The organism is Olsenella sp. kh2p3 (assembly GCA_900119625.1).
GTDB lineage: Bacteria > Actinomycetota > Coriobacteriia > Coriobacteriales > Atopobiaceae > Tractidigestivibacter.
The window spans coordinates 48,213-69,126 of record FPKD01000002.1; the positions used below are offsets into that span (position 1 = coordinate 48,213).

At 58.9% G+C, this 20,914-nt stretch carries 20 protein-coding genes; 16 read left to right on the plus strand and 4 right to left on the minus strand.

What is annotated here, in order from left to right; genetic code table 11:
• From BT122_RS03615 to hflX, 9 genes are all read left to right on the plus strand, one after another.
• Window positions 1-525 carry a CinA family protein gene (locus tag BT122_RS03615; RefSeq protein ID WP_072354648.1) on the plus strand — a complete coding sequence of 175 codons (525 nt, stop codon included), beginning with the start codon at window positions 1-3 and terminating at the stop codon, window positions 523-525.
• A 229-nt stretch (window positions 526-754) separates the two neighbouring features.
• On the plus strand, window positions 755-1,858 hold the full coding sequence (gene recA, locus BT122_RS03620) for a recombinase RecA (protein WP_059054244.1): 1,104 nt from the start codon (window positions 755-757) through the stop codon (window positions 1,856-1,858).
• Window positions 1,855-2,559: a regulatory protein RecX gene (locus tag BT122_RS03625; RefSeq protein WP_072354649.1), complete on the plus strand. Its 705-nt coding sequence runs from the start codon at window positions 1,855-1,857 to the stop codon at window positions 2,557-2,559. Before recA ends, BT122_RS03625 begins: the two co-directional genes overlap by 4 nt.
• 352 nt (window positions 2,560-2,911) lie before the next feature.
• Window positions 2,912-4,462, plus strand: a complete 1,551-nt coding sequence (gene rny, locus BT122_RS03630) for a ribonuclease Y (RefSeq protein WP_059054248.1) — start codon at window positions 2,912-2,914, stop codon at window positions 4,460-4,462.
• A 69-nt stretch (window positions 4,463-4,531) separates the two neighbouring features.
• A complete protein-coding gene (locus BT122_RS03635; protein ID WP_072354866.1) occupies window positions 4,532-5,575 on the plus strand; it encodes an ATP-binding protein in 1,044 nt (347 codons plus the stop codon).
• Between the two features lie 147 nt (window positions 5,576-5,722).
• Window positions 5,723-6,040, plus strand: coding sequence for a stage V sporulation protein S (locus BT122_RS03640; RefSeq protein ID WP_059054250.1), 318 nt, complete (start codon window positions 5,723-5,725; stop codon window positions 6,038-6,040).
• Window positions 6,041-7,414, plus strand: coding sequence for a tRNA (N6-isopentenyl adenosine(37)-C2)-methylthiotransferase MiaB (gene miaB / locus BT122_RS03645; protein WP_072354650.1), 1,374 nt, complete (start codon window positions 6,041-6,043; stop codon window positions 7,412-7,414). It abuts the gene before it with no gap.
• Between the two features lie 8 nt (window positions 7,415-7,422).
• Window positions 7,423-8,385 (plus strand): tRNA (adenosine(37)-N6)-dimethylallyltransferase MiaA, encoded by a 963-nt coding sequence (miaA, locus tag BT122_RS03650; RefSeq protein WP_072354868.1) that lies wholly within the window; start codon window positions 7,423-7,425, stop codon window positions 8,383-8,385.
• Window positions 8,386-8,387: 2 nt separating this feature from the next.
• On the plus strand, window positions 8,388-9,728 hold the full coding sequence (gene hflX / locus BT122_RS03655) for a GTPase HflX (RefSeq protein WP_072354651.1): 1,341 nt from the start codon (window positions 8,388-8,390) through the stop codon (window positions 9,726-9,728).
• Here hflX and BT122_RS03660 read toward each other — a convergent pair.
• Window positions 9,712-10,500 carry a heparan-alpha-glucosaminide N-acetyltransferase gene (locus BT122_RS03660; RefSeq protein ID WP_072354652.1) on the minus strand — a complete coding sequence of 263 codons (789 nt, stop codon included), beginning with the start codon at window positions 10,498-10,500 and terminating at the stop codon, window positions 9,712-9,714. The genes hflX and BT122_RS03660 overlap by 17 nt on opposite strands.
• A 2-nt stretch (window positions 10,501-10,502) precedes the next feature.
• Window positions 10,503-11,165, minus strand: coding sequence for a transcriptional repressor LexA (lexA, locus tag BT122_RS03665; protein WP_059054257.1), 663 nt, complete (start codon window positions 11,163-11,165; stop codon window positions 10,503-10,505).
• A gap of 195 nt (window positions 11,166-11,360) precedes the next feature.
• On the opposite strand from lexA, the gene BT122_RS10700 reads away from it, so the two are divergent.
• The 7 genes from BT122_RS10700 (at window position 11,361) to BT122_RS03700 (ending at window position 17,862) form a co-directional block, all read left to right on the plus strand.
• Window positions 11,361-11,810 carry a LysM peptidoglycan-binding domain-containing protein gene (locus BT122_RS10700; protein WP_177242188.1) on the plus strand — a complete coding sequence of 150 codons (450 nt, stop codon included), beginning with the start codon at window positions 11,361-11,363 and terminating at the stop codon, window positions 11,808-11,810.
• A gap of 149 nt (window positions 11,811-11,959) precedes the next feature.
• Window positions 11,960-12,409, plus strand: coding sequence for a transcriptional regulator NrdR (gene nrdR, locus BT122_RS03675; RefSeq protein WP_072354653.1), 450 nt, complete (start codon window positions 11,960-11,962; stop codon window positions 12,407-12,409).
• Window positions 12,406-12,852, plus strand: coding sequence for a dUTP diphosphatase (gene dut, locus BT122_RS03680; RefSeq protein WP_072354654.1), 447 nt, complete (start codon window positions 12,406-12,408; stop codon window positions 12,850-12,852). Before nrdR ends, dut begins: the two co-directional genes overlap by 4 nt.
• 96 nt (window positions 12,853-12,948) lie before the next feature.
• Window positions 12,949-14,262, plus strand: a complete 1,314-nt coding sequence (locus tag BT122_RS03685) for an NCS2 family permease (RefSeq protein ID WP_072354655.1) — start codon at window positions 12,949-12,951, stop codon at window positions 14,260-14,262.
• 168 nt (window positions 14,263-14,430) lie between these two features.
• The gene (locus tag BT122_RS03690; RefSeq protein WP_072354870.1) at window positions 14,431-15,747 is read left to right on the plus strand and encodes a solute carrier family 23 protein; all 1,317 of its coding nucleotides are present in this window, start codon (window positions 14,431-14,433) and stop codon (window positions 15,745-15,747) included.
• A gap of 147 nt (window positions 15,748-15,894) precedes the next feature.
• Window positions 15,895-16,908, plus strand: coding sequence for an NAD(P)/FAD-dependent oxidoreductase (locus BT122_RS03695; RefSeq protein WP_353612544.1), 1,014 nt, complete (start codon window positions 15,895-15,897; stop codon window positions 16,906-16,908).
• A 273-nt stretch (window positions 16,909-17,181) separates the two neighbouring features.
• The gene (locus BT122_RS03700; protein ID WP_072354656.1) at window positions 17,182-17,862 is read left to right on the plus strand and encodes a hypothetical protein; all 681 of its coding nucleotides are present in this window, start codon (window positions 17,182-17,184) and stop codon (window positions 17,860-17,862) included.
• A gap of 48 nt (window positions 17,863-17,910) precedes the next feature.
• Here the strand turns inward: BT122_RS03700 and BT122_RS03705 are convergent, their stop codons facing one another.
• Both BT122_RS03705 and BT122_RS03710 read right to left on the minus strand, forming a co-directional pair.
• Window positions 17,911-19,524: a ClC family H(+)/Cl(-) exchange transporter gene (locus tag BT122_RS03705; protein ID WP_072354657.1), complete on the minus strand. Its 1,614-nt coding sequence runs from the start codon at window positions 19,522-19,524 to the stop codon at window positions 17,911-17,913.
• Window positions 19,525-19,618: 94 nt separating this feature from the next.
• Window positions 19,619-20,899 carry an NlpC/P60 family protein gene (locus BT122_RS03710; RefSeq protein ID WP_072354658.1) on the minus strand — a complete coding sequence of 427 codons (1,281 nt, stop codon included), beginning with the start codon at window positions 20,897-20,899 and terminating at the stop codon, window positions 19,619-19,621.
• Between the last annotated feature and the right edge of the window lie 15 nt (window positions 20,900-20,914).

Sequence of the window (20,914 nt, forward strand, 5' to 3'; positions counted from 1 at the left end):
ATGGCACCTTCCGTGATTTTCGACGGCGAGACGCTCGATGCGTGCGAGGCACTTGTCGCTGCGTGCCGGGCATCTGGCATAACAGTTGGCACGGCAGAGTCCTGCACCGGTGGGCTGGTGGCATCGGCTATCACGGCCATTCCGGGCTCCTCCGAGGCCATACGTGGTGGGGTCGTTAGCTATGCGATACCCGTCAAGCACGAGGTGCTGGGGGTCTCGAACGACATTCTCGATGCCCCTGGCGTTGGTGCCGTTTCAAGCGAATGCGCGGCAGCCATGGCAGAGGGGGCTCGTCGCGTGCTTGGGTGCGACGTTGCCGTCTCTGTAACCGGTATAGCGGGACCAGGTGGCGAAGAGCCCGGCAAGCCCGTTGGAACCGTGTGGATGGGCTTGGCAACGCCCTTCTCCACGCAAACGTTCCCAAACCTCTTTGAGGGGGACCGCGCTGAGGTGCGCGCGCGTGCCGTGAGGCGTGCGCTTGAACTTCTCATCCAGGGCGTTAGAGATTCTGCCGAGAAGCGCTAACTTTTTTCTTTCTCGCTACGCGTTTCTGCTAGACGCGCCAGTCCTTGGGCGATGCTGTTTATGCAGGTAGATATCTGTGCACGTCAGAGACGTGACTGCCCTGTGAAAGAATCCTGTCCGTGCAGCGTCAAAATGGTGCAAGCCCTTCCTCGTAAGCTATGTCCAGCGATGTTGACTACGAACGGGTGTTCGTATATCATCGGTGGCAGCCAATAGATGAGGAGCAAGCATGGCCAGGAGTAAGGGTACTGTCAAAGAGGTCAACCACCCCGAGACTACGGAGGAGCGCGACAAGGCGCTCGAGGTTACCACGCAGGAGATAGAGAAGAAGTTCGGCAAGGGCGCCATCATGCGCTATGGCGATGACAACGCCAGCCTTGAGGTCGAGGCCATTCCTACTGGTTCTCTGGCTCTTGACGCCGCGCTTGGCATAGGGGGCGTCCCGCGTGGGCGCATCGTCGAGATTTACGGTCCCGAGTCATCGGGCAAGACTACGCTCTCGCTTGAGATTCTTGCAGAGGCCCAGGCCATGGGTGGGGTCGTGGCGTTCATCGACGCAGAGCATGCGCTTGACCCAGGATACGCGGCGCGCATTGGCGTAGACATCGATGAAGTTCTCATCTCGCAGCCAGATACCGGCGAGCAGGCCTTGGAGATCTGTGACATGCTTGTGCGCTCGGGTGCCATTGACGTCGTCGTCATCGACTCCGTCGCCGCGCTTGTTCCTCGTGCCGAGATTGAGGGTGAGATCGGAGACACTACGGTTGGCCTTCAGGCCCGTCTCATGAGCCAGGCACTCCGCAAGCTCGCAGGCTCCCTCTCCAAGTCAAACACCACCTGCATCTTCATCAACCAGCTGCGTGAGAAGATTGGCGTCATGTTCGGCAACCCCGAAACAACCCCCGGTGGCCGCGCACTCAAGTTCTTCTCGTCGGTGCGCATGGACATCAGGCGTGTTGATAGCATCAAGGTCAACGGCGAGGTTGTTGGTAACCGCGTAAGGGTGAAGGTTGTCAAGAACAAGGTAGCCCCTCCCTTTAAGTCGGCAGAGTTCGACATCATGTACGGCACGGGTATCTCCAAGGAGGGCTCGGTGCTTGATATGGCGGTTGAATATCAGATTGTCGACAAGTCTGGCTCCTGGTTCACCTACGAGGGAGAGCGCCTTGGCCAGGGTCGCGAGGCGGCAAAGGCGTTTCTTGCTTCCAATCCGGACCTCATGGAGGAGATTGACCACAAGGTGCGCGTTGCCTGTGGGCTTGTCCTTGGGGACGAGCGTGTGGGCGAGCCTGTAGACGGTGCCGCTCCAGACTCTGAGGACGTTCAGCAGTGACGCGTTCCGCCAAGAGAGAGTGGCCAAAGACGGCTCTTGACTGGGAGGTCCACCTGCCGCAGCGCGGATCACGCGGCCTGGGGCAGGCCGCTCCTCGCGGTGAGGTCGTGGTTAGAACGCCCAAGCACGGGGAAGAGCACATTAGCGTCCCCGTTGCGGTGGCGCGTTCGCTAGACGCCAAGGCCAGAGGCCGAGAGCTTCTTCCCTCGTCACGTGCCGAGCTGTTGTATTCGATGGGGGAGGTCTCTCGCAAGTGCGCCATGGAGCGGACGGCCTCCCTCATCGACCGAAGGGACTACTCCGAAGGCGAGCTCTCTGAGCGGCTCTTGAGGGATGGTTATGCACCTCAGACCGTCGAGCACACTTGCAAGAGGGCAGTCGAATGCGGCCTTGTGGACAACACCCGCTTTGCCGACGCCTTTATCCGCTCGAAGCTATCCCAGGGCTGGGGAAGGGTTCGGATTGAGCGGGAGCTTTCGCGCCGCGGCATAGACATTGGTGATGTTCCTGGTTGGCCCGAGCTCTACCTCACACAGGAGTCTGAGGAGGAGACGGCCTACGAGCTTGCTTCCAGGCGTCGCCTTACTGGCAAAAACGACTACGAGAAGATTGTGCGTTTCCTGTCTACGCGGGGATTTCCCTTGGGCCTTGCCACTAGAACAGCCAGACGCGTCCTAGATGAGCGCCAAGAGGAGATTTAACCGTTCTGCGGGCTCGTTGCATTCTGCGGCGAGCCCGCAATCGATACCCGTTCTCTCCACAGTTCGTCTCGCCTCTTGCTTCTCTCGTATATTCCGTGGAGCGGGGCTTGTTTGAGCGCAGACGGTACCCTAACAGTTTGACAGGTATCAAATGCGAACATATGATTGAAAGGCCTGAGAGCGTATCTTCCGCTGGTTTACCAGCTGTGCATTGAATTTGTTTCACCGTGTCAGCATCATGGAACGTCATGTTTTTGGCATCTGCGGCCGGATACCCCGATGGCGGGTTCCCCAGCGCTATGCGTTGGGGTCTCCTGAACAATCTCGTGAATTCGTCATCTGAGGAGCGGCTATGGAAATTGTTATAGGAATTATCTGCCTAGCGGTGGGAGCTGGTTTGGCGTACTTCTTCCTTGCCGGGAAGAGCAACTCCAAGCTCAAGTCTGCTAATGAGCAAATCGAGAGCGCGCGCGGCGAGGCAGAGCGCATCACGTCTGAGGCCCGCCGCCAAGCGGACACTGCCAAGAAGGAGGCGGTGCTCGAAGCCAAGGAGGAGATTCTCCAGCTCAAGCAGAACTCCGAGGCGGAGGAGAAGAAGCGCAAGGGCGAGCTGCAGTCCATGGAGGGCCGCATCATGCAGCGCGAGGAGTCCCTCGACCGCCGCAACGACGCCCTTGACAAGCGCGAACGTCAGCTCTCTGGTCTTCAGAGCCAGCTCGACCGTCGCAAGAACGACCTCGATGCCCTCGAGGGCAAGCAGACCACCGAGCTCGAGCGTATCGCCGGCCTCTCGAAGGACGAGGCTCACGACGAGCTCATCGCTCGCGTTCGCGCCGAGAGCGTGCGCGACGAGGCCCAGATTCTCCGCGAGTCCGAGCAGAATGTGCGCGCAAAGGCCGACAAGACCGCCCGAGAGATCATCTCTACGGCAATCCAGCGCTGCGCTGCCGACCAGGCGGGCGAGATAACCGTCACCACCGTCCACATCCCCTCCGACGACCTCAAGGGCCGCATCATCGGCCGTGAAGGCAGGAACATCCGCACCTTCGAGCAGGTCTCGGGCGTCTCCCTTGTCATTGACGACACGCCAGAGACCGTAGTCCTCTCGAGCTTTGACCCCGTCCGCCGCGAGACGGCCCGCGTGGCCCTCGAGAACCTCATCGCCGACGGGCGCATCCACCCCGCGCGCATCGAGGAGCTCTATAAGAAGGCCGAGGACCTTGTCAACGAGCGCGTTCGTGAGGCTGGCGAGCAGGCTGCCTTCGACGCAGGCATCCATGACCTCCACCCCGAAATCGTGAAGACCCTGGGTGCGCTCAAGTACCGTACCTCCTTTGGGCAGAACGTCCTCTCTCACTCCATCCAGGTCTCCGCGCTCTGTGGCATCATGGCCTCAGAGCTGGGAATGGACCCCGCCTCCGCTAAGCGCGCAGGGCTTCTCCATGACATTGGCAAGGCAATCGACCATGAGGTCGAGGGTCCGCATGCCGTTATTGGCGCCGACCTCGCCCGTCGCTATGGAGAGCGCCCCGAGATCGTTCATGCCATCGAGGCACACCATGCCGACGTCGACCCAGATACCGTCCTCGATGTCCTCGTGCAGGCGGCAGACGCCATCTCCGCCGCACGTCCCGGTGCTCGTCGTGAGTCAGCCGAGACCTACATCAAGCGCCTCGAGAAGCTTGAGGAGATTTCCAATGCCCACGAGGGAGTCGAGCGTACCTATGCCATGCAGGCAGGACGCGAGCTCCACGTGATGGTCGAGCCCGAGAAGATCTCCGACGCCCAGGCAACCGTGCTCGCGCACGACATCGCCAAGCAGATCGAGGACGAGATGGAATACCCCGGTCAGGTGCGCGTTGTGGTTATCCGCGAGTCCCGCGCGGTTGACGTCGCCAAGTAGGCGAGAGGCACCACCGTGGCAGGCAATCAGGACTCCAGCGCGGCCGGCCTTGCCGACTTCGTCGCCCGCATGGGCGGCGAACGCTCGCTCCGCGTAGAGGAGAACCTCGGCGAGGGCTATGTCCGCCTCCGCGTTGCGGAGGCGGAGCGTCGCCAGGCAAAGCACGACATCCGCTGCGTCGAGGACATGGTCATCGAGCTTCTACGCAACTCTAGGGATGCCGGTGCAAAGCGCATCTACCTTGCCACGTCTCGTGAGGGGGACCTTCGTACCACCACCATCCTCGACGATGGCTCTGGCATTCCGGATGACATGCAGGAGCACATCTTCGAGGCACGCGTTACCTCCAAGCTCGAAAGCGTCCACGTTGATCGCTGGGGTGTCCATGGGCGTGGCATGGCGCTCTACTCGGTAAGGGAGAACGCTGAGTCAGCCCGTGTTGCCTCGTCTGCCCCGGGGAAAGGGGCGTCTATCACGGTTGTGACTGACGCCACCAAGCTCGCCGAGCGTGCCGATCAGTCCACGTGGCCCGCGCTGGGTGAAGACGAAGACGGAAGGCGCACCTGCGCTCGGGGACCTCACAACATTGTGCGTACGTGCTGCGAGTTCGCGCTCGAGGAGTATGGCAGCTGCGAGGTCTATGTTGGCTCTCCTGCAGAGATTGCCGCCACTGCTCGCGCTCGCGTCACCCCTTCGGTTGACGGCTCAGATCTGCTCTTTATCGATGACCTCACAGCCCTGCCTGTGCTTGAACGACTTCGGGTAGCTGCGGATGCGAGGGAGCTCCTCTCGGTCTGCCAGGGCCTTGGACTTGAGATGAGCGAACGCACGGCGCACCGTGTGGTGTCTGGGCAGATTCGCCCTCTGAGAAGCGTCGCCTCGCGCATGCTCCGCAAGGCGGATGCCCCCACGGGGCCCAAGCCGGTTGACCTTTACCGTGACCGTCGCGGCCTTAAGCTCTCAAAGCCTGACGCAGAAGAGTTCTCTCGTGTCCTTGCGAAGGACTTCTCGTTTATCGAAGACCGGTATTACGTTTCTCTCGTCAACAATCCAAAGGTGAGGGTTGGCAAGGGTCGCATTACCGTGACCTTTGACCTTGAAGAGGCGGATTAGACGTATTCGCGTATCTGTCACTACGCTTGATTCACTTTGCATTTGCATTAGCTAGCTGGGACATTACAATCGTTGCTATATAAACTCTCATCAGCGAAGTCAAACGCACCACACCGATAACCACCGCACCATTGGAGCATCAACAGCATGGATTTTCTGAAGGTCTCGAGCAAGTCATCTCCGGCGTCTGTCGCCGGAGCAATTGCCGGCATGGTTAAGGACGGGGTTCCCGTCAACATGCAGTGCGTCGGAGCTGGTGCGGTCAACCAGGCCGTGAAGGCGCTTGCCATCGCACGTGGGTTTCTCATCCCTACCGGTGTTGACATCTCCTGTGCGCCAACGTTCTCGGACATCGACATCGGGGGCGAGAAGCGCACAGCAATCCGCTTTGCCGTTTACGTCCACAGGCTTACGCCCCAAAGCACCTCGGCAGACGCTATGGACGACAGGGGAGTGGTCGCGTAGATGGCATCTTCTGACACCCAGGTGCTCGTCGGCAAGACGTACAGCATCAAGACCTTCGGCTGCCAGATGAACATGCACGACTCCGAGAGGGTCTCAGGCCTTCTCGACTCGTGCGGGTGCATTGAGGTCGCAAGCCCCGATGACGCTGACATCGTGGTGTACATGACGTGTTGCGTCCGCGAGAATGCTGACCAGCGCCTCTATGGTCAGGCGTCTGCCATGGTCTCTGCTCCCACGCCTCCTTCCGGAAGGCGTGTCGTCGCTGTTGGTGGCTGCATCGCGCAGCGTGACGGAGAGCGGCTGCGAGCCCACATTCCCAACGTCGATGTGGTATTTGGCACAAGCGCCCTGGCAAGCCTCCCTAGACTCCTCTCTGAGGCCTTTGGCGATCAGCCCGGTGCCATCGAAGTGGACACAGAAGAGCCTGGCACGGGCTTCTCGACCGATCTGCCCAGCCACCGTGCGGAGCGCTACCATGCTTGGGTGCCCATCATGAGCGGCTGCAACAACTTCTGCACCTACTGCATAGTCCCGTATGTACGTGGTCGTGAGCGCAGCCGCACCATCGAGAGCGTTGTGGCGGAGTGCCGCTTGCTCGTTGCCGATGGCGTGCGGGAGATCTGCCTCCTTGGCCAAAACGTCAACTCCTATGGCAGAAACATTTACGGTGAGCCACGCTTTGCCGAGCTGCTGCGTGCGGTGGGCGAGACGGGCATCGAGCGCATCCGTTTCACCTCCAGCAATCCAAAGGACCTCTCGGATGAGACCATCGCTGCCATGGCGGAGGTGCCTGCCGTGATGCCGCATCTCCACCTGGCGGTGCAGTCGGGTTCCACGCGCGTGCTCAAGGCGATGAACCGTAGCTATACAAGGGACGAGTATCTGGCGCTTGTGGGGCGTCTCCGCGCCGCAATCCCTGATATTGCGCTCTCCACCGACATCATCGTTGGCTTCCCAGGCGAGACCGAGGAAGACTTCCAGGAAACGCTCTCCCTCGTGCATGAGGCTGGCTTCTCGTCTGCCTTCACGTTCATCTACTCGCCGCGTCCTGGAACCCCCGCCGCCAAGATGGTTGACAACACATCACACGAGGCCATCCAGGATCGCTTTGACCGACTTGCCGAGCAGGTCGCCCAGCAGGCCCACGATGCCAACCAGGAGGACCTGGGGCAGCTCGTTGGCGTGCTGGTCGAGGGTCCGTCAAAGCGAGACGACTCTGTGATGGTGGGTCACAGTGAGAAGAACCGTACCGTCCACTTCCGGCTACCCGAGGGAGTTAGTGCACAGGACGCCGTTGGCAAGATTGCTCGCGTCCGCGTGAAAGAGGCGCGTACCTGGTACCTGCGTGGCACCGTCGAGGGCGACCTTACGTGAGTGAGCCCATGGCTTCTCGACGCGTCGTCTGCATCGTCGGGCCCACGGCATCTGGGAAGAGCTCGCTCGCCGAGCTTGTTGCCGAACGCCTGGGGTCCTCTGTTGTCTCGGTTGACGCGATGCAGGTCTATCGAGGGATGGATGTGGGAACCGCCAAGACGCCAAGAGGCGAGAGGCGCGTTCCCCTTCTCATGGTGGACGTTGCAGACGTAGACGAAGACTACTCGGTCCAACGATTTCAGAAGGATGCCCGCGCCTGCATTGATGGGCTCCTTGGGCGCGGTGTGGTTCCTGTGCTCTGTGGTGGTACTGGGCTCTATCTTGATGCGGTTATTGATCAGATGGACTTTCCCGCTGGTGTCATCGGCGACGAACGACGGCAGAGCTATGAGCGAATAGCGGCTGAGCAGGGACCGGAGGCGCTCCATCGCCTTCTTGCCGCGCGGGACCCAAAGAGCGCTGCGCTCATTCATCCCAATAATGTTCGCCGCTGCGTGCGCGCACTTGAGATGCTTGATGAAGGCGTGAGCTATGCCAAGAACAACGAGGGCCTCAAGCGCCGAGAACCTCACTACGATGCCCGCATCTGGGCTATCTCCATGCCACGCGAGAGGCTCTACGAACGCATTGACACGCGTGTCGACAAGATGTTCGACTCTGGTCTTGTGGAGGAGGTTCGTGGGCTGAGGGAGTGTGGCCTCAATCGATCTCACACTGCAGGCCAGGCGATCGGCTACAAGGAGCTTCTCGCCGCCCTTGCGGGGGAGAGCACGCTCGAGGAAGCAAGGGACCAGATTAAGCGACGCACGCGCCACTACGCCAAGCGTCAGCTCTCGTGGCTCAAGAGGGATGGCCGTGCCCGGTGGATCGATGTGGACGAGATCGGCCGGGACCATGCTTGTGACCTTATCGTTCATGATGTCTTGGGCCAGTTCGACGCCTCCAGCAGCAATCAAGAGGAGGTCGATTAGCTATGGCGCGCTTTGAGCCCAAGTCCACGGCCCCTGTGCGAGAGAGGGCCATCCTCGTGGGGGTCGACTTTGGCAAGAATGACGACTGGACGCTTGAAGAGTCCATGGCTGAGCTTGGCCGCCTTGCTGAGACGGACGGCGCAGACGTCGTCTTTACGCTCACGCAGCGCCTAGGCGCACCGGTGCCACGCACGTTCATTGGTAAGGGCAAGGTTGAGGAACTCGTCTCCTACGTGCGCAACCTTGACGCCGACGTTGTGATCTTCGATGATGAGCTCACCCCCTCGCAGCAGTCAAACCTCGAGAAGATCGTGGGTGAGCCAGTAAAGATTATCGATCGTACCGCGCTTATTCTCGACATCTTTGGCGTTCACGCAACAACGCGCGAGGGGCGCCTGCAGGTTCAGCTTGCTCAGCTTCAGTACGTCCTGCCCAGGCTACGCGGCATGTGGAGTCACCTCGTGGGCGAGCAGACCCGTGGCGGCATTGGCTCGCGCTTTGGCCAGGGAGAGAGCCAGCTCGAGGTGGATCGCCGCCTTGTGCGCAAGCGCATCTCGACGCTTCGTGACGAGCTCGCACGGCTCGAGACTAGGCGAGAGGTACAGTCGAAGGCCCGCTGGGACTCTGGCGTCTATCGCGTGGCCCTTGCCGGATACACCAATGCAGGCAAGTCTACCCTGCTCAATGCCCTCACTGGCTCCGAGGTGTACGTGCGAGACGAGCTCTTTGCCACGCTTGATCCCACGACGCGCTCGATTGAGCTCGAGGAGGGGCGCAAGGTCACTCTTACGGATACCGTGGGCTTTATCCAGAAGCTCCCGACAACGCTCGTCGAGGCGTTTAAGTCCACGCTTGCTGAAGTGCGTGCCGCAGACCTCATCCTCCTTGTTGCCGATGCTTCGGATTCTGGGGTTGAGCGTCAGGTGCGGGCGGTACGCTCCGTCCTGGATGAGATTGGCGCAAGCCAGATTCCATCGGTGCTCGTCCTCAACAAGTGCGACCTCCTTACCCCCGAGGCATTTTCGGATCTTCAGGCCAGCCACCCCGATGCGGTAACCATCTCTGCACGCGAGGGAACGGGCCTCTCCGGACTGCTCTATCGAGTGGCTCGGGAGGCGTCACGCGGCGATGCCACAGTTACCGTTCTGGTGCCGTTTTCCAAGGGCATCCTCATGAAGATGGTCCACGAACGCTGCCAGGTCATACGCGAGGTGTATACCGAGAAGGGCCTTCTGGCTACCGTAAGTGCCTCTGAAAGGATGCGCTCTACCCTTGCCCCTTATGTTGTTCCCGATGAAAACTTTGAACCCTGGGGTTCCGCTGCTTCTACACCACGCCAGTGAGAAACAGCAGAACAGGCTGGTGAATCACGTAGACGAAAAGTGCATGCCGTCCAACAAAGTTGAGTACGGGTACGTTGGCGCTCAGTGCCCAAGTGGGATAGCCCCGCTCCTTGAACCATGCCCCCATTGAAGCGCCCGCGAGGTACATGAGAACAAAGGGGACGAGAGGGTAGTAGTCGCCGGAGGCGAAGCCTGGACCAGGAATGCCAAGCCAAGCAAGGCCGGGCTGAGCATAGAGCGATTGCGGAAGCGTAATCGAGAGTGTTCCAACACCCAGCGTACCCGAGGGAAGCCCGAGGAAAAATACAAAGCACAGAAAGAGAACTGCGGCGGCAATGGGGCCTCGCGGCATGCAGCGGAACTTCTCGAGAAGCCATGCTACGAGGGTGCAAGCAGACATGCAGTAGATGATGCCGAACGAGATGGGCACGTCCACAGCGGCCAACGCCGTGACCCCATATATGGCTACGGCCACAGCACCGTAGGTTAAGCCGCGCTTGAGATTGTTTCTCGAAAGCGAGCACATGCAGCCGGCGACAAAGAGGAACGTCCACGAGATGCTCGCTCGCCAGATGTCCTGTAAGGGAGGGGCAAACCATGAGAGGCCTGCCCCAGCTAGGAATCGCAGGTCATAGCAAAGGTGAAACAGCACCATCGAGATGACGGATAAGCCTCGCACCGCGTCGAAGATGCCAATCCTTTTGCGCTGACACCTTGGGATCCCGCTCGCGAATCCTGTGCCCGCAGTTTTGCCAGAGGACCCCTCTCCCATGGCTATGAAATGGTTCTGATGAGCGCCGTCACGCGTCCAAGGATGACCGGGTTGTCCGCGTAGATTGGGCTCATGCTGTCATTCTCGGGCTGTAGGCGGATCCTGTTCTTCTCGCGATAGAAGGTCTTAACCGTTGCCGAGTCGTCGATAAGTGCCACCACAATCTCGCCGTCATGAGCATCATGCTGCTCTTTCACCACAATGTAGTCACCATCGAAGATGCCAGCATTGATCATCGACTCGCCCTTGACGCGCAAGATGAAGGAACTCGCATCACCCACGATGCTTGTGGGGAGCGTAAGCGTCTCCTCGACGTTTTGCTCTGCCAGGATGGGTATGCCTGCAGCAACGCGGCCCACAAGAGGCAGCGTGATGGCGTTCTTATCCACATCCTCCTGTACCGTGACAATTTTAGTCTGGGCGCTACCGTCCTCAGAGACCTGCTTGTCTGGGACAACCTCGATGGTTCGAGGCTTCTTTGGGTCCCTGCTAATGAGCCCCATCTCCTCAAGAACCTTGAGATGCATGTGGACGGTTGAGGGCGAAGCCAGGCCTACCGCAGCGCCAATCTCCCTCACCGAGGGGGGATAGCCGTGCTCGTCTGTGTAGGTGCAGATGAAGTCATAGATGGCCCTCTGGCGCTTGCTGAGCTTTCCCTTTGACATGGCGTCTCCTCTCGTCTGTCTTCATGATACCCGTTTGGGGAATTCATTGCAAACAAATGTTCGTATGAGACTTGACACGAACAAATGTACGTTGATACTAGAGTACAGATGTTCGGTCACAAACGCAAGGTGCTTATTTGTGTCCCGCGCGACCGGTATAAAGGTCCCGGCAAACACACAAGAGGGGAGCACACCATGACAAGCACCAATAGCATGTACGGTACCGAGGGTTCTTCGGCTCTCGTTCCTTCTTATCCCATGCTCACGCTCATCGAGGGTGGCATTGAGCGAGGTGGCGTCTGCGAGCAGCCACAGGTTCGGGATGAGAGCGTCGTACGCCCGCGCCTCACGCGCCGAGAGGCTCTTACGGTTGTTGTATGCACACTTATGGTTGCAGCCGGGCTTCTTGTTGCGCTTGTGGTGAGCAACTCCTCTGCCTCTGCCAACCTTGATTCTGCGCTGTCCTCTATCCCCGCCCAGGAGGTTGTCGTTGAGCCTGGAGATTCCATTTGGGGTCTTGCTGGCCAACATCAGGTAGATGGGTACAGCACGTCCGAGCTTGCGCAGTGGATCTTTGAGAAGAACTCACTCAGTACCTCTAGCCTGCAACCGGGACAAGTGTTGCTCGTTCCGGCATCTAACTAGTTTATGGGATGCCTCGTGCGTTTGCCGTGAGCATCCCCTGTCGCCCACTACTCCTGCATTCCTTTTCCAGTTCGTGATAATTGGCATCTTTGTGGTGGAATTTTGGACACTGTGTGTTAAGTTCCTAATGGAGTCCATTAGGAGGTTTGATGCGCTGTCCAAAATGCGGGTGCGAGGAATCTAAGGTCGTTGATTCGAGGCCATCCGAGAGCAATGACGCTATTCGCCGTAGGCGCGAGTGCGTCAAGTGTGGTTATCGGTTCACAACGTATGAGCGGCGCGAAGAGATGCCGCTCTTGGTTGTCAAGAAGGACGGCCGAAAAGAGACCTTCGACCGGCAAAAGCTCATGCGCGGGCTGCTTGCAGCCACGGTAAAGCGAAGCGTTCCCGTCGAGACGCTCGATGGTCTTATTGATGACATCGAGTCTGAGCTGCGGGATGAAGGCGTCAATGAGGTTGACTCTCATGACCTCGGAAGCATGGTGCTTAAGCGTCTAGTGGACGTCGACAAGGTCGCCTACATTCGCTTCGCCTCGGTCTATCGGGACTTCAAGGATGTTGACGAGTTTAGCGAGGAGCTGAGGAGTCTCAACAAATGACACAGAACAATGTGACACTCCCCATCAAGCGCCTTGACCCTTCCGTGGAACTTCCTAGCTACGCCTACGAGGGTGATGCGGGTCTTGACCTAAGGTCGAACGAAGACGTCACGCTCGCGCCCTTCGAGCGGAGGCTCGTGGGCACCGGTCTAGCAATAGCCATTCCCGAGGGATATGCCGGGTTTGTGCAACCCCGGAGTGGCCTTGCTTTGCGCGAGGGCCTCTCCATGGCAAACACCCCCGGCCTCATTGATGCTCATTATCGTGGTGAGCTCAAGGTCTGCGCCATAAACCTCGATTCAGCTAAGAGCATACACATCGAGCGGGGAGAGAGAATCGCCCAGCTCGTCATTAAGCAGGTTCCAGTCGTTCGCCTCCAGGAGGTCGACAAGCTCGATGAGACCGATCGTGGTGCCGGAGGGTTTGGCTCCAGCGGAGTCTAGGCCTTTCGGGCACACCTATGTTTGTCGTGCCACGTCCGTTTGCGGCCGCGGCTGGTTATTTCTGTCCCTGGCTTTTGAGTAGAAAGGATGGGAAGCATGGAGAAGTTCTTCAAGTTCGGGGAAAGAGGGTCGTCTGCAGGCCAAGAGCTTCGCGCTGGTCTTACGACCTTCCTTGCAATGGCCTACATCATTGCCGTTAACCCCTCCCTGCTTGCTGCGGCCGGCGTTCCCATGAACGCCGCTGTCACCTCCACCTGCGTTGGCGCGGGCATCATGACCATCTTCATGGGCCTCTTCTCCAACAGGCCTCTCGCCTGCGCCTCGGGCATGGGCATCAATGCGGTTGTTGCCTTTACCCTTGCTGCCATTAACGGTGCCGACTGGCAGGTTTCTATGGCCGTCATCTTTGTCGAAGGCTGCGCCATTCTCGTCCTGGTCCTCTGCGGCCTGCGTGAGGCAATCATGGATGCCATCCCAGTCTCGCTTCGCCATGCCATCTCCGTTGGCCTTGGCATCTTCATCGCGATGATTGGCCTTGCCGACGGTGGCATCATCGTTGCCAACGAGTCCACAATGGTTGCCTTTGGTGACGTGACAAGTCCCAAGTTCCTTGTGGGCCTCATCTCCATTGTTGCCACGGTCATTCTCTATGCGATGAACGTCAAGGGGTCCATCCTCATTGGCATCATCATTGCCATTCTCTGCGGTATTCCGCTCGGCGTCACGCAGATGCCCACCGGCATTGTCTCTGCTCTGGACTTCTCGTCCTTTGGTGCTCCCTTCATGGTGGACTCCACCGGTACCGTCGCCGTGGTAAGGGTGCTCACCACGCCAATCCTGCTCGTCTTTGCGTTCTCGCTCATGATGTCTGACTTCTTTGACACCATGGGAACCGCAATGGCCGTCGCCAAGCAGGGCGAGTTCCTCAACGAGGACGGAACGGTCGAGAACATTCGCGAGATCCTGATTGCAGACTCCGCCGCTGCAGCTATTGGCGGCCTCGTTGGCGCCTCCTCGATCACGACCTTCGTCGAGTCCGCCTCTGGTGCAGCTGACGGCGGGCGTACTGGCCTCTCCTCTGTCTTCACCGGCATCTTCTTTATCATCGCCGCGTTCTTCGCGCCGGTCATCTCCATCGTGAGCAGTGCTGCCACTTGCGGCGCCCTCGTCATCGTAGGCTTCCTCATGATGACCGACGTCGTTGACATCGACTGGACCGACCTTCTCGAGGGCTTCCCCTCATTCATGGTCATTGCAGGCATCCCCCTTACGTACTCCATTTCCAACGGCATCGGCATGGGCTTCATTGCCTACGTTATCGTTGCCCTGGTCACTGGCCGCGGCAAGAAGGTTAAGCCTCTCATGTGGGTAGCTACCGCTGCCTTCCTCGTCTACTTCCTGCTTTCGTAAGAGGTATCGGTTGAGCACATCGCAATAAACTCCAGCAAAGGGCCCGGTTGGCTTTCCTTCCGGGTCCCCTTTTTCTACCATGTATCAAGCCTAACCAACGCAATGTGACGTATGTATCCAATTGCCTGGGAGTGTCCGGGCGCAACAAGGAGGAGTGTGGTCTATCGCATGCAACGACACGAACGAGAGGTAATTGGCGTTGATGACCGAGTCTCGGTCTCTCGCGCAATCCCTCTGGGCATTCAGCACATGATGAGCATGTTTGGCTCTACGGTCCTGGTTCCCGTTCTAACAGGACTCGATCCAAACGTGGCCATCATGTGCTCCGGCATTGGCACCATCTGCTACCTGCTTGTCACGAGAAACAAGATTCCCAGCTACCTGGGTAGTTCATTCGCCTTCATCAGCCCCATCGTAATCATTGGCGCTACGCGTGGCCTTAATGCAGCCCTCTCAGGCGTTGTCGTTGCAGGCCTTGTCTTTCTTGCCGTTGCGGGCATTGTCAAGCTGGTGGGCACGGGTTGGCTTGACCGATTGCTCCCACCGGTGCTCGTAGCCTCGGTGATGGTTGTCATCGGCGTTGGGCTCTCCGCCACTGCCGCTGGCATGGCATTCCAGACTACGGCATCCGACGGCTCCACGGTCTTCTACGGACTGGGCGCGATCATTGCCGCGATCACCCTCTTTGCTGCCGTCATCTTCTCGAGCATGGGCGGGCTTATTGGCACTGTCCCCGTGCTTCTCGCCATCATCCTGGGCTACGTTGTTTCTCTGGCCTGCGGGCTCGTTGACTTCCAGGCGGTTGTCGATGCTGCTTGGGTGGGGCTGCCCACGTTCCAGCATCCCGTTTGGGACTGGGGTGCCATCGCTCTCATCGGACCTGTTGCCCTTGTCGTGGTCATTGAGCACATTGGCCACCTCCTTGCCGTTGGCGAGATCGTTGGCAAGGACTACCGTCCCATGCTGCCGCGCTCGCTTGCCGGTGACGGCATCTCAACGGTCATCTCTGGTTTCCTTGGTGGTCCTCCTACCACTACGTACGCAGAGAACATTGGCGTCATGAGTGTTACTCGCGTCTACTCTACGCAGGTCTTTTGGTATGCGGCGGGCTTTGCTCTGATTGTCGGCGGCTTTTGCCCCAAGCTCTCTGCCCTCATCCGCTCCATCCCTTCGCCCGTCATGGGTGGTGTGAGCCTTCTGCTCTTTGGCCTTATCGCCTCCAACGGTCTCAGGATGTTCGTGACCAACAAGGTAGACTTTGGCGTCAACCGCAACCTCATGATTGCGTCTGTTGTGATTATCCTTGGCGTTGGAATGGAGACCTCCGGCATCTCTATTCCAATTGGCCAGTACGCGCTTCCCGGCATGGCCACGTCCACGCTCGTGGGCATCGTCATGAACCTTGTGCTTCCCATGCCTCCCGCGGATAAGCCAGCAGACCCCGCAGAGGGCAATGCGATTGCTGCCAACAAGCCAAAGGGCTAAGGCACAAAAACTCGCCTCACCGTTGCCCTCGCACCAGCCCCCATGGGACATCCCTTCTTGTAAGGTTCCCGTGGGGGCTGCTATATGTATCCCTGACAGTCGTATATGCTACCTAACCAGTTGGGTATAGCAGGGGAGAGGAAGAACATGAGGGAAGACCGGGGGAGTGAGGCACTTCTTTCTCCCTGGTCGGATTGGATTCACATGGGAAGCAATAACCAGCAGGTAAAGGACCTTGTCATAGTTGGTGGTGGCCCAGCAGGCCTTACGGCGGCCATCTACGCCCAGCGCTCGCTTCTTGATGCGGTCACGCTCGAGCAAGAGGCGTTTGGCGGGCAGACCATTCTTACGAGCGAGATTGATAACTACCCGGGACTTCCGCACACAGATGGCTACACGCTCTCCGAGGCGATGCGAAGCCAGGCCGTCGACCTTGGCGCCGAGGTCCGTATGGAGCAAGTTACCGGCATTTCCCACAGCGGCGAGGATGGCATCTTTTCCCTCAGAACGCCCGATGGCGAGATCGCAGCCAAGTCGGTCATTCTCGCCGGCGGCGCTACGCCACGTCGTGCCGGCTTCGATGGCGAGGAGAAGTTCGCCTCACACGGCGTTTCGTATTGCGCGACCTGCGATGGCATGTTCTATCGAGGCAAGCGAGTCTACGTTGTTGGTGGCGGTAACTCTGCAGCTGAGGAGGCCTTGTTCCTCACACGCTTTGCGAACGAGGTTATCTTGATTGTGCGCAAGGACCATCTGCGCGCTCAGGCCGCAGTCGCACAAGAGCTTGAGGAGAACGAGAAGGTAACCGTAAGGTACCTCACGAGTATCGTGTCACTCGAGGGCGGCGAGCTTCCAACCACCATTACCTTCAGGAACAACGAGACTGGCGAGACCACCGTCGAGACCTACGAGGAGGGATCCTTCGGCGTCTTTGTCTTTGTGGGTCGCGTGCCCGCAAGCCAACTTGTGAGCGGTCTGGTAGAGCTCGACCCGTCGGGCTACATACTTACTGATGAGCGCATGGCGACAAGGACTCCAGGGCTCTTTGCAGCCGGTGACGTTCGCAAGACGCCGCTGCGCCAGATTGTGACCGCAGCGGCAGACGGTGCCGTAGCAGCAAACAGTGCCGCGGCGTATCTGGGAAGACCTGTCGAAGGCTAGTTGCTGCAACATAAGCCCTCGAGAGTGTCTGGCGAGTCAAAGGCGTGCCTTACGACGGAGGCGACACCGTCAAAGGCACGCCATTCTTTTCCTTGAACTCCCCCTCTTATAACCGTGATAATATATCTTATGTAAAGTAGAGTCATTGGCGAACAAAGCCATCAAATATACGGAGAAGACCGTTCGCCACTCCTCTCGCAAAGTGCTCATCCCAGCTCTCTTAATATGTGAGACCATCTCATAAAGGTCCCCAAATCGGGCGGAGGCGGCATCATGGTTGCAAAGCAGAGGCGCTACGCAACGCTTGCGCTTGCAATTGGCCTTTGCTGTCTCACGGAACTTATCGTTACTCTTCTCTCAAGGCCAAATACCATTTCAAACGATTCGAGCAGTGCTCACCTGGACTACGTCACTGGAACCGTCGTCTCCGTTGAACCAGAGTTACATGCGATGTCCATTCATCCAGACTGTATGTCTAGCGATGCTCCCTTCTCAGAAGATCCCATCCGCTTCGTCTTTCGCGATGGCGAAGAGTTGTATGAATCTGACCTTGGCCAAGCAGTGCAAATTGGCTACGTCCATGACTGTGCCGGCAACGAGGGCGCTCGTGATGGGTATTGCATTGAGTTTATAGGTCTGGACTCCCCCTCGGAACGAGATCCGACGCTCGCCGCCTCTTACGGCTTGGCTTCCTCACCCGTCTACTCGTGCGAGGGAAAGGTCACATCTATAGACAGCGGCACTGCCCTTGTGACCCTTACCGTCGACTCGTCATCGCCTAACGCTCAGGGCCTTGGGATTGCCTCCGGCACCACGTGCTCGTTTGACCTCTCGGCATGGACCATGCGTGAAAACATCGCTGACTATTGCGCTGGCGACTCCATAGGTGTCTGGTTCTCCGAGCTCACAACAGATGAAGGCGCCTACAAGGCTTGGTGTGCTCAGCCAGTCTAGCGCTCTCCCCTTCTCATCAAAGTAACGTCGGAATCTTCTAGATTAAGCTCACCGTGCATTCGATGGCGTCCACTGCGTATCGATACTCGCCCGCGTCATTTGCTGAAGCTTAAGGCCCGCGTCGCTTTCAGTATCGGTATCCATGATGATGAGCAGGTTGTCCAACGCCATGATCCGCGTGCTTCCCGTGGGAACGATCTCCTGTCCAGCTCTCTCGACCGTCACAACGCGCACGTTGTCTGGCCAGGGGATGTCGCGAATGAGCGTGTTCTCGATGCGTGCACCCGCGCCTACCGTGTAGGTATGCAGGATCTTCTCGCCAGCCTCACCGTTTACCATGGGGTCATCTGGCGTCACGCCCAGGAGACCTGCGAGTAGGTGCTCATAGAACGGGTCCACCCGAAGGATGTTTGCTGTGACAAATGCAAGGATGGCCACAATGGAAACCGAGAGCAGCGAGTCAAGCGACCCCGTAAGCTCAAAGACCAGTACCACTGCGGTCACGGGCGCCCTCACGACGCCCGAGAAGCACCCTGCCACGCCGAGTGCCACAAAGTTCACCACATAGGCCTCTGGAAGCCCAAGGGCGTTGATGGCAATGACCCCAAAGAGGCCACCCACGAGCGAGCCCATGGCTACCAATGGGAAGAGCGTTCCGCCGGGTGCCCCAGAGGCAAAGCAGATGGTGGTAAAGAGGTATTTGCCAAGAAGAAGCCCCATGATGGTCCACAATGCAAGGCCACCCGTATGCTGGATGATCTCCACAATGGCATCGCCACCACACATGAGCTCGGGAAACGTAAACGCAACCACACCTGCAATGGCAAACGGTATGGCGAGACGAGCATAGGGCAGGTGGCGTTTGATCTTGTTGTAGCAGCGCTGGGCAAAGAACATGCCACGGTTATGAAGCGCCCCAAGGACACCACAGGCAAGGCCAAGAAGCACGACAAGAGCGTAGTCGATGTGCGGAAGGTCTGCTGCAAAAGAGAGGCTGAGTACCGGGCGCACTCCGAGCACCTGAGAGACGAGAAAGTCCGAGACAACCGAGGCCGTCATGACCGAGACAATGAGAGGGGCGCTGAACTGCTTGTGTATCTCCTCGACTGCAAAGAGGACACCCGTAAGCGGAGCATGAAAGGCAGCGGACATGCCTGCGGCTGCGCCACAGGTGACAAGCAGGCGCTCCTCTCCCCTTCCGCGCTTGAGCGCCTTTGCCACAGCCTTTCCGGACATGCCCCCAAGCTGGACCGAGGGACCTTCTCGTCCAAGCGAGAGGCCCGCAAAGGCACAGAGGGTTCCCTCTAGGAACTTTGCACCGATGACGCGGTACCACGGCATATCGATGCGGCCAATTACCTCAGCATCTATCTGGGGAATGCCACTCCCCTGCGTATAGGGCTCCCAGAGCAGGAGCTTAGAGACCACAATGAGAATTACGGCGAGAATGGCAAACCACGCAGCCACGAGGATCGCATGACCGGCAAAGGCGCTTGTAATGGAGCGCAGACCCTTCTCTGCAAGAGAGAGGGCGAGCCGATAGAGAGTCACGACTCCACCGCCAAGGAGTCCCGCGAGAGCGCCCTCCCCCACCAAGTTCACCTGGAACCTCCGCGAAAGGCGACGTCCCACCGTGAGCTTGCGAGCCGCACGCTCAGTCATGCACCAACCACCACTCTCTTAGCATCTGCAACAACAACGCCCCCAGATTACTCCTCTGGGGGCGTTGGTGCGAGCATGTGAGGCTAAGAACGGCTTAGCCGCCAAAACCTCCGCCGATGCAGGCATACACGTTGGCATAGCAAACGTAACTACCGGGCACCGGCGCATGAATCATCGTGGAGCCGCCGCAGTAGATGGCGACATGGCCCGTCGAGCAAAAGATGACGTCACCGGGCGAGAGCACAGACTGATAGTTGGAGAGGTTGCAGTCCTTCCAGTTTCCGCGTGACTTCATCTCGGCGATGAGGCCGGGAACGGAGGTGGCATAGGATGGCGTGGAGTAGCCCGCCATGTGGTAGGCCGTTGCCACCAAGCCGCAGCAGTCAAAGCCGTCTGCGTTGGGACCGTAGTTCACACCTTGGGTCCAACGCTTATACGGGTAGCCGATGAACTGCGCGGCGTTTGCGATGACGCTGCTCGAGTAGGTCTTTGAGCCACCGCCGGAGCTCGAGCTGGAACTGGAACCGCCACTGGAGCTGGAGCCGCTGTTACTGGAGCTGCTGTTTGAGCTAGGGTTCGAGCTGCTCTCAGAGCTGCTGTTAGAACTCGAAGAGCTGCTTGAAGACTCGCTGCCAGAAGACTGCGATGAAGTGTCAGCTGCTGACGTGGATACGGCGCCGTTGGCGCTCTCTGCTGTGGCCACGGCTGCAGCCACACCGCTTGCCGCAGCATTCTCCTGCTGTGCTTCCTCGGCTTCCTTCGCAAGCTGCTCCTGTACGGCGGTGTCAAGGCTGTTGTAGTAGTCCTGCGCCTCGCTCACCTGGGCGGTGTAGTCATCAACGCTCTGCTGGGTGGCCTCGATCTTTGCCTCTTGCTCGTCCTGCTGAGCCTGGAGCTGTGATTGCTGCTCGGCTAGCTGGTTGGCAAGGTCTTGCACCTCGGAGATGGCCTCGGCGTCTGCCTCGGAGACCTTGTCGAGGTAGTAGATGTTCGAGGAGAGCTCCTCGAAGGAGGCGGAGGACAGGATGAGGTCGAGCGCGCTAGAAGCGCCAGACTTGTACGAGCTCTTCATGCGCGCGCCCAAGTCCTGGCGCTTCTCGTCCAGCTGGGTTTGGGTGTCGGAGATCTGCTGGGTGGTCTGTTCGACCTGATATCGAATGTTCTCGAGGTCAACCTGGGCGTCCATGAGCTCGTCCTGAAGCGAGGAGAGCGTGTTGCCAACGCTCTCCAGACGCTGACGGGCTTCCTCGAGCTGCGATTGGAGCTCCTCGCTCGTTGGCTCTGCCTGGGCGGTCTGGATGCCCGACATAAGGCCAAGCCACGTGGTGGAGACGGCCCCAAGAAAGAGAGCCCTGCGCGATATGTTTTTGGTCACGTCGTGACCTCCCTT